The organism is Paracoccus kondratievae (assembly GCF_009301415.1).
GTDB classification, from domain to species: domain Bacteria; phylum Pseudomonadota; class Alphaproteobacteria; order Rhodobacterales; family Rhodobacteraceae; genus Paracoccus; species Paracoccus kondratievae.
This window is the reverse complement of sequence record NZ_CP045073.1, coordinates 994,250-1,002,500: the sequence shown is the minus strand read 5'-3', so window position 1 is coordinate 1,002,500 and position 8,251 is coordinate 994,250. Positions and strand designations below refer to the sequence as shown.

The window sequence follows — 8,251 nt, the reverse complement described above, 5'->3', positions numbered from 1 at the left end:
GCCCACAGCCTTACTGAGTCTAAGCAAACTCCGAATACCGGGAAGAACTATCTGGCAGACACACGGCGGGTGCTAACGTCCGTCGTGGAGAGGGAAACAACCCTGACCAACAGCTAAGGCCCCCAATTCGTGGCTAAGTGGGAAAGCATGTGAGACTTCCAAAACAACCAGGAGGTTGGCTTAGAAGCAGCCATCCTTTAAAGATAGCGTAACAGCTCACTGGTCTAGTCAAGAGGTCTTGCGGCGAAGATGTAACGGGGCTCAAGCCACGAGCCGAAGCTTTGGGTGCACCTTATGGTGCGCGGTAGCGGAGCGTTCCGTGATATAAGCTCTTGCCTCTTCTGACCTGTCTCCCTCGCAAGAGGGTGGGTCAGCGGAGGCGCGAGCTTTACTGTGAAGCCGGGGCGTAAGCCATCCGGTGGAGTGATCGGAAGTGAGAATGTTGACATGAGTAGCGACAAACAGGGTGAGAGACCCTGTCGCCGAAAGTCCAAGGGTTCCTGCTTAAAGCTAATCTGAGCAGGGTAAGCCGGCCCCTAAGGCGAGGCCGAAAGGCGTAGTCGATGGGAACCAGGTTAATATTCCTGGGCCAGGAGATGGTGACGGATCGCAAGTGTTGTTCGGCCTTATCGGATTGGCCGGGCAGCTGAGCGGTCCCTGGAAACAGCCCTCCATCAGACCGTACCCTAAACCGACACAGGTGGACTGGTAGAGAATACCAAGGCGCTTGAGAGAACCACGTTTAAGGAACTCGGCAAAATACCTCCGTAAGTTCGCGAGAAGGAGGCCCCGTCAGCAGGCAACTGCCGGCGGGGGGCACAAACCAGGGGGTGGCGACTGTTTACTAAAAACACAGGGCTCTGCGAAGCCGTAAGGCGACGTATAGGGTCTGACGCCTGCCCGGTGCCGGAAGGTTAAAAGGAGAGGTGCAAGCCTTGAATTGAAGCCCCGGTAAACGGCGGCCGTAACTATAACGGTCCTAAGGTAGCGAAATTCCTTGTCGGGTAAGTTCCGACCTGCACGAATGGCGTAACGACTTCCCCGCTGTCTCAAACGTGGACTCAGCGAAATTGAATTGTCTGTGAAGATGCAGACTTCCCGCGGTTAGACGGAAAGACCCCATGCACCTTTACTATAGCTTCGCACTGGCATCAGGATTGTGATGTGCAGGATAGGTGGTAGGCGCTGAAACCGGGACGCCAGTTCCGGTGGAGCCTCCCTTGAGATACCACCCTTCGCACTCTTGATGTCTAACCGCGGCCCGTTATCCGGGTCCGGGACCCTGCGTGGTGGGTAGTTTGACTGGGGCGGTCGCCTCCCAAAAAGTAACGGAGGCGCGCGAAGGTTGGCTCAGAGCGGTCGGAAATCGCTCGTCGAGTGCAATGGCAGAAGCCAGCCTGACTGCAAGACTGACAAGTCGAGCAGAGACGAAAGTCGGCCATAGTGATCCGGTGGTCCCGAGTGGAAGGGCCATCGCTCAACGGATAAAAGGTACGCTGGGGATAACAGGCTGATGATGCCCAAGAGTCCATATCGACGGCATCGTTTGGCACCTCGATGTCGGCTCATCTCATCCTGGGGCTGGAGCAGGTCCCAAGGGTATGGCTGTTCGCCATTTAAAGAGGTACGTGAGCTGGGTTTAGAACGTCGTGAGACAGTTCGGTCCCTATCTGCCGTGGGTGTAGGATACTTGAGAGGAGTTGCCCCTAGTACGAGAGGACCGGGGTGAACGTTCCACTGGTGGACCTGTTGTGGCGCCAGCCGCAGTGCAGGGTAGCTATGAACGGAAAGGATAAACGCTGAAGGCATCTAAGCGTGAAGCCCCCCTCAAAACAAGGTATCCCTTGAGAGCCGTGGAAGACCACCACGTCGATAGGCCGGAGATGTAAGCGCAGCAATGCGTTCAGTTGACCGGTACTAATCGCTCGATTGGCTTGATTTGATCCGGAAGAAGACAGACCAGAAAAAACTACCTGCACGTCAGCTTCCAAAAAGCATCCTTGGACAACCAACCCGAATGGGTCACGCCGATACGCTCCTTTCCCGGTCTGGTGGCTTTAGCACGAGCGAAACACCCGATCCCATCCCGAACTCGGCAGTTAAGCGCCGTAGCGCCAATGGTACTGCGTCAAAAGACGTGGGAGAGTAGGTCACCGCCAGACCTGGAAAGAAGCGTAACTCTCTCAACAAACTACCGCGGGGTAGAGCAGCCCGGTAGCTCGTCAGGCTCATAACCTGAAGGTCACAGGTTCAAATCCTACCCCCGCAACCAAAATTACTGATAGATATCAGCGCATTAGGCCTCCTTCGGGAGGTCTTTTGCATTTGGGCTTCCCGAGCTCCGGAAGCATATCGGAAGCAATCGCGCGGAAACCACAGCGGGAAATCGGCGGAGTCACATTGACGTGATCAATGGCTTGTCGTCGCTCTGTACGTAACCGGAGCGCGGGTTTCTAGGCGATCTTGCGGCCCTCCTTACGGATTTCCGGATCTTGGGCGGGCGCTCATGCCGTATCGCCGCCGAGACAAACTCGATCAGGAAGCAGGCCTGGCGCTAAGAGAATGGATGATTCTCCATTGCCCGCTGTTGCAACAGTGTCATCAAAGCTTTCCCGGAAGAGTCTTCAGAGCCAATAATATCCCTTACCAGATTCTAGAGCTTCGCGTTCAGCCTGTTGAGCGTGGCGGGGCTCGCTTGGCGTTTCCTGCAGAGTTCGAAGGTCGGCGGATTAGCCTTGTTCCCTTTGATCATCCCGATGATCTGGACTTTGGCGAAGCCGGCTTCTCAAGTCAGTTGCTCCCTCTCATAGTGAACTGATGCGGTGGATGCCCCCACCCATCGGCCTCTCTTATGCCATGATGGTTGCATCGAAACCGAACGGAGGGCACATCAATGATGACAACGATCAGCATGTTGGCGATCGACTTGGCGAAGGGCAGTTTCCAGGTCTGCGCGATCGGGCTGGACGGGGCGGTTCTATATAACCGTGTGCTGTCGCGGACCCGTCTGACGAATCTCCTTGCCGAACAGCCGGCCTGCGTGGTGGCGATGGAGGCCTGCGCCACGTCGCATTACTGGGGCCGGGTGGCGCAGTCCCACGGTCACGAGGTGCGTCTGGTGCCAGCGGTGTATGTGAAACCGTTCGTGAAACGACAGAAAAACGACAAGGCGGATGCCGAAGCCATCGCCGAGGCCGCGTCGCGCCCGACCATGCGGTTCGTGGCCGTGAAGAGTGCCGAGACGCAGGGCCGCGCAGTGGCGTTTCGGACGCATCAATGTCTGGTGCGGCAGCGCACGCAGCTCATCAACGCCCTCCGCGGACATCTGGCCGAGTTCGGGCTGGTGGCGCCGAAGGGGCCCGCGAGCCTGAAGGTTCTGGAGAATGCACTGGCAGATCCGGCCAGCGATGTGCCAAGCCATGTTCGGGAGATGGGCGCGATCTACGTCGAGCAGATCGCGAGGTTGACAGAGGTGATCGGACGACTGGCGGAGGAGCTCGAAGCCGCATCAAGGACAGATACGCAACTTCGTCGGCTGTGCACCATCCCCGGGATCGGCCCGGTCACCGCCGGAGCTGTTGCGGCATTCGCACCGGATCTTGCCACGTTCGACAGTGGGCGCAACTTCGCCGCTTGGCTCGGCCTGGTGCCGAGACAGAGGTCGACGGGTGGAAAAACCAGACTGGGTTCGGTCAGCAAAATGGGGCAGACCGATATCCGCCGCCTGCTGATCGTCGGTGCCATGAGTGTGATCCGCTGGGTTGTCCGCAAGGGGGGCAGCGCGAACCGTTGGCTGGCCGCGCTGGTGATGCGCAAGCCGAAGATGGTCGCGGCCGTTGCGCTGGCGAACAAGATGGCCCGGATGATCTGGGCGCTGACGACAAAAGAACAGGATTACAGAATGGCGTGACCCGAGCCCAGAAAGGGGCGACGGCACGGCATGGCCGAAAGGCCGGGGTGAGCGATCGACGAGGAGTAGGCGACACGGACTTCGAAGTTCAAGGCAGGAAGATTCAGTCCCGGGGCTCGAGCGCATGCAGCTCTCTGAACCGATGTGAACCCAGCCTTCCGAACAGCATACCGGCCCGTGGCGTCGTGGAAGGCCACGCTGAGAGGCCTGACACACGTCCGATCGAAGACCCCGCCGACAAACCGAAGATTACGCTTGCCAAACCGGGGGTATCCACACACGCCCCGTCCAGCCCGATCGCGCAGACCTGGAAACTGCCCTTCGCCAAGTCGATCGCCAACATGCTGATCGTTGTCATCATTGATGTGCCCTCCGTTCGGTTTCGATGCAACCATCATGGCATAAGAGAGGCCGATGGGTGGGGGCATCCACCGCATCAGTTCATATAGATCGTAGCTCCTTGCCTGAGTGCAGCATAGGCTTAGCATACTATCAGGCTTGACATGCAGGATGGAAAGATGCGCAAGGAGGGGAAGAGGATTGCAAATGCCACGGGCGATGGACGCAAAGGACGACAGGGCGGGTGCTGCGCTGACGGATGCGGCCTGGTCCGATGTGCTGATTGCGGTGGATCGCACCTATGTCGAGCTGATCGAACATCAGGAGCGGCTAGAGGCCCAGAACCGCGAGCTTGAGGCGCTACGTCAGTTCCTGTCCTCTGTCATCACCTCGGTTTCCGATGTGCTGATCGTGCTGGATCGCGACGGGCGGGTGGATGAGGTCAATGCCTCGACCTGTGTCTGCACCGGGCTGCCCGCCGCTGCCCTGGTCGGTCTGGGCGTGGGGGATCTGGTGTGCGAAGAGGACCGCGCGGGCCTCTCTGCCCTAATTGCGGATATTGCGCGCACGCGGGCGCCAGGGCGGATGGAGTTTTCGCTTGTGACCTCGCGCGAACCGGCCCCGGTTGAGGCGGTTCTTTCGCCGCGCCTCGATGATCGCGGCCGGATAGAGGGGCTGGTGCTGACGGGACGCCCGGTGGGGGAATTACGCCGCGCCTATGCCCAGCTTGAACGCAGCCATGCCGAGATGAAGGCCGCTCAGGCCCAACTGGTCCATGGCGAGAAGCTGGCCTCACTGGGGCGTTTGCTGGCCGGGGTGGCGCATGAGTTGAACAATCCGATTAGCTTTGTCTATGCCAATGCCCATGCGCTGGAACGCTATGCCGCCAAGTTCGAGACCTATTTCGAACGTGTTCAGGCCGGGGCCGACAGAGGCGAGCTGGTCCGCCTGCGGGAGGAATTGCGGCTGGATCGCGAGTTGCGCAACCTGCGCGAGGCGGTGCAGGGCGCGCGCGAGGGGGCCGAGAGGGTGCGCGACATCGTCGAGGATCTGCGCCGTCTGTCCTCGGACGGGGCCGGAGAGATGGCCGCCTTCGACCTGGTCGAGACTGCTCGCACTGCCGCCTTCTGGATCATGCGCGGGGCCGGTCACAGCACCGTGCCCGAGATCAATGCCGAAGGGCCGGTGATGGTTCTGGGGCATACAGGCCATATTCAGCAGGTGGTGATGAACCTGGTGCAGAACGCGCTGGACGCGGTCTCGGGAGCCGCAGATCCGCAGATCGCCTTGCGGATTATGCGCGAAGACGGCCGCGGCGTGCTGGAAATCCATGACAACGGGCCGGGTATCGACGAGGCAACGGCCGCGATGATCTTTGACCCGTTCTTCACCACGAAACCCGTGGGAAAGGGCACCGGGCTTGGCCTTTCGATCAGCCTCAAGATCGCCGAGGACCATGGCGGAAGGCTGAGCTACAGCCCCGTGCCCGGCGGCGGCGCGCTGTTCCGGCTGGAACTGCCACTGGCAGGAGAGGGCGCATGAACATTCTGTGGCTGCAAAGCGCCGGTTGCGGCGGCTGCACCATGTCGCTGCTCTGTGCAGAAGGGCCGAATGTCTTTGACCTGCTTGCGGGGGCGGGCCTGAAATTCCTGTGGCATCCGGCGCTGAGCCTTGAAAGCGGCACCGAGGTGCGCGAGATTCTGGCCAGCCTTGCCTCGGGCGAGACGCGGCTGGATATCCTGTGCGTCGAAGGCGCGATCGCGCGCGGGCCGCGTGGCACCGGGCGTTATCAAATCTTGTCGGGCACCGGGCGCTCGTTGCTGGACTGGTTGCGGGAACTGGCGCCGTTGGCCGCCCATGTGGTGGCGGTGGGCACCTGTGCGAGCTATGGCGGCGTGACTACGGCAGGGGGCAACCCCTCGGATGCGGTGGGGGTGCAATATGACGGCGCCCATCCCGGCGGCGCGCTGCCTGCCACGTTCCGCGCGCGTGCCGGCCTGCCGGTCATCAATGTCGCTGGCTGCCCGACCCATCCCGATTGGGTGACCGAGACGCTTTTGATGCTGGCAGCGGGCAGGCTGGGGGCCTCGGATCTGGATGCGCTTGGCCGGCCTCGATTCTATGCCGATCATCTGGTGCATCATGCCTGTCCGAAGAACGAGTTCTACGAATACAAGGCTAGCGCACGCGAATTGTCGGAAATGGGCTGCATGATGGAGCATCTGGGCTGTATCGGCACACAAGCCGTGGGCGATTGCAATATCCGGCCCTGGAATGGTCAGGGCAGTTGCACACGGGGCGGATATCCCTGCATCAACTGCACCGCGCCGGAATTCGAAGAGCCGCGCCACCTGTTCACCGCCACGCCCAAGATCGCCGGCATTCCGGTTGGCCTGCCGACCGATATGCCCAAGGCCTGGTTCATGGCGCTGGCCTCGCTGTCCAAGGCCGCCACGCCCGAGCGGATCGCGAAGAATGCCGTGGCTGATCGTATCGTCACCCCACCGACGCTGAGAAAACCCCGATGAGCGGGGCAGGGGGCGAAACGGGGCAGGGGCAGTTGATCGTCGGTCCGTTCAACCGGGTCGAGGGCGATCTGGAGATCCGGCTGGACATCGCAGAGGGGCGGGTCAGCGCGGCGCGGATCAACTCGCCGCTTTATCGCGGGTTCGAGCGAATGCTGCCCGGCAAGGATCCGCGCGATGCGCTGACCATCGTGCCGCGGATTTGCGGCATCTGCTCGATCAGCCAGTCGGCGGCGGCGGCGCGGGCGCTGGCCATGGCGGTGGGTGAGGTTCCCGAACCGCAGGGAGAGCGGATGGCCGCGCTGATCCACGCGGTCGAGAATGTCTCGGACCATCTGATGCATTTCAACCTGTTCTTCATGCCTGATTTCACCAGACCCCAATATCAGGCGCGGGGCTGGTATGATCGGGCGGTGGCCCGGTTCACGGCGATGGAGGGATCGGCCCTGAAACGCGCGGTCGAGGCGCGGGCCGGGTTGTTGCATGTCCTTGGGCTGATGGCCGGGAAATGGCCGCATACCCTGGCGATCCAGCCCGGTGGTGTCACGCGCGCCCCGTCCGAACGCGACCGGCTGCGTATTCTGGCCAGCCTGACGGCCTTTCGCCGCTATCTGGAAGATACGGTCTTCGGGGCAGCGGTCGAGGATTTCGCGGCCCTTTCCTCGGTCCCGGCGCTGATGGGATGGCAAGGGGGCGATGCCGGCCTGTTCCTGCGCATCGCCGCCGATCTGGATCTGGCGGATCTGGGGCGCGGCTCGGGGCGCTATCTGTCCTTTGGCGCCTATCCGCTGGAGGGCGGCCACGGCTTTGCCCCCGGCATCTGGGATGGCGGGGCGCAGCCTCTCGACATCGCGGCGATCAGCGAGGATTTGTCACATAGCTGGATGCTGGGGCCTGCGGCGCATCCGGCCCAGGGTGTGACCGATCCCGACGAGGATATGCGCGACACCGCCTATAGCTGGTGCAAGGCCCCCAGACTGGCCGGGCGCACCATGGAAACCGGCGCGCTGGCCCGGCAGGTGATTGACGGTCATCCGCTGGCGCTGGATCTGGTCCGCGATGGTAACGGCGGCGGCGGGGTGCTGGCGCGGGTGGCGGGGCGTCTGCTGGAACTGGCGCGCAGTCAGATTCTGATGGAGGATCTGGCGCGCGGGATCGTGCCCGAGGCCCGCTTCATGGCCGGCCCCCTGAAAATCAGCGACGGGATCGGCGAAGGGCTGGTCGAGGCCGCGCGCGGTGCGCTTGGCCATTGGCTGAGGATCGAAGGCGGGCGGATCGCCTCGTATCAGATCGTCGCTCCGACCACCTGGAACTTCAGTCCGCGCGATGCCGGCGGCGTGCCCGGCCCGGTCGAGGCGGCGCTTGAGGGGCTTGCGGTCCAGCCGGGCGAGACGACCCCGCTCAGCGTGCAGCATGTGGTGCGCAGCTTTGACCCGTGCATGGTGTGCACGGTGCATTGAGGAAGGAGCGCCCGCCG

General features: G+C 61.9%; 5 protein-coding genes, 1 tRNA gene and 2 rRNA genes (1 of these 8 only partly in view). All 8 read left to right on the top strand.

All coding sequences use genetic code 11. From position 1 onward, the window contains the following. Positions 1–1,942 (top strand): 23S ribosomal RNA (locus tag F8A10_RS16235) (it extends 904 nt beyond the left edge of the window). Between the two features lie 105 nt (positions 1,943–2,047). Beyond that, positions 2,048–2,162 (top strand): 5S ribosomal RNA (gene rrf / locus F8A10_RS16230). A 33-nt stretch (positions 2,163–2,195) separates the two neighbouring features. Further along, positions 2,196–2,272 (top strand) — tRNA-Met (locus F8A10_RS16225). A 234-nt stretch (positions 2,273–2,506) separates the two neighbouring features. Next, positions 2,507–2,818 carry a hypothetical protein gene (locus F8A10_RS16220; protein ID WP_152367900.1) on the top strand — a complete coding sequence of 104 codons (312 nt, stop codon included), beginning with the start codon at positions 2,507–2,509 and terminating at the stop codon, positions 2,816–2,818. 78 nt (positions 2,819–2,896) lie between these two features. After that, entirely contained in the window at positions 2,897–3,910 is a 1,014-nt protein-coding gene (locus tag F8A10_RS16215; protein ID WP_152368176.1) for an IS110 family RNA-guided transposase, read from the top strand. Between the two features lie 546 nt (positions 3,911–4,456). Further along, complete coding sequence (locus F8A10_RS16210; protein WP_152367899.1) at positions 4,457–5,791, top strand: sensor histidine kinase; 1,335 nt, start codon at positions 4,457–4,459, stop codon at positions 5,789–5,791. Then, positions 5,788–6,777: an NADH-quinone oxidoreductase subunit B family protein gene (locus tag F8A10_RS16205; protein ID WP_152367898.1), complete on the top strand. Its 990-nt coding sequence runs from the start codon at positions 5,788–5,790 to the stop codon at positions 6,775–6,777. Before F8A10_RS16210 ends, F8A10_RS16205 begins: the two co-directional genes overlap by 4 nt. After that, positions 6,774–8,234: a nickel-dependent hydrogenase large subunit gene (locus tag F8A10_RS16200; protein WP_152367897.1), complete on the top strand. Its 1,461-nt coding sequence runs from the start codon at positions 6,774–6,776 to the stop codon at positions 8,232–8,234. Before F8A10_RS16205 ends, F8A10_RS16200 begins: the two co-directional genes overlap by 4 nt. Positions 8,235–8,251: the final 17 nt, after the last annotated feature.

Coding starts and splice junctions, on each gene's coding strand:
- F8A10_RS16220 (WP_152367900.1), top strand. CDS start 2,507: ATGCCGTATCGCCGCCGAGACAAACTCGATCAGGAAGCAGGCCTGGCG.
- F8A10_RS16215 (WP_152368176.1), top strand. CDS start 2,897: ATGACAACGATCAGCATGTTGGCGATCGACTTGGCGAAGGGCAGTTTC.
- F8A10_RS16210 (WP_152367899.1), top strand. CDS start 4,457: ATGCCACGGGCGATGGACGCAAAGGACGACAGGGCGGGTGCTGCGCTG.
- F8A10_RS16205 (WP_152367898.1), top strand. CDS start 5,788: ATGAACATTCTGTGGCTGCAAAGCGCCGGTTGCGGCGGCTGCACCATG.
- F8A10_RS16200 (WP_152367897.1), top strand. CDS start 6,774: ATGAGCGGGGCAGGGGGCGAAACGGGGCAGGGGCAGTTGATCGTCGGT.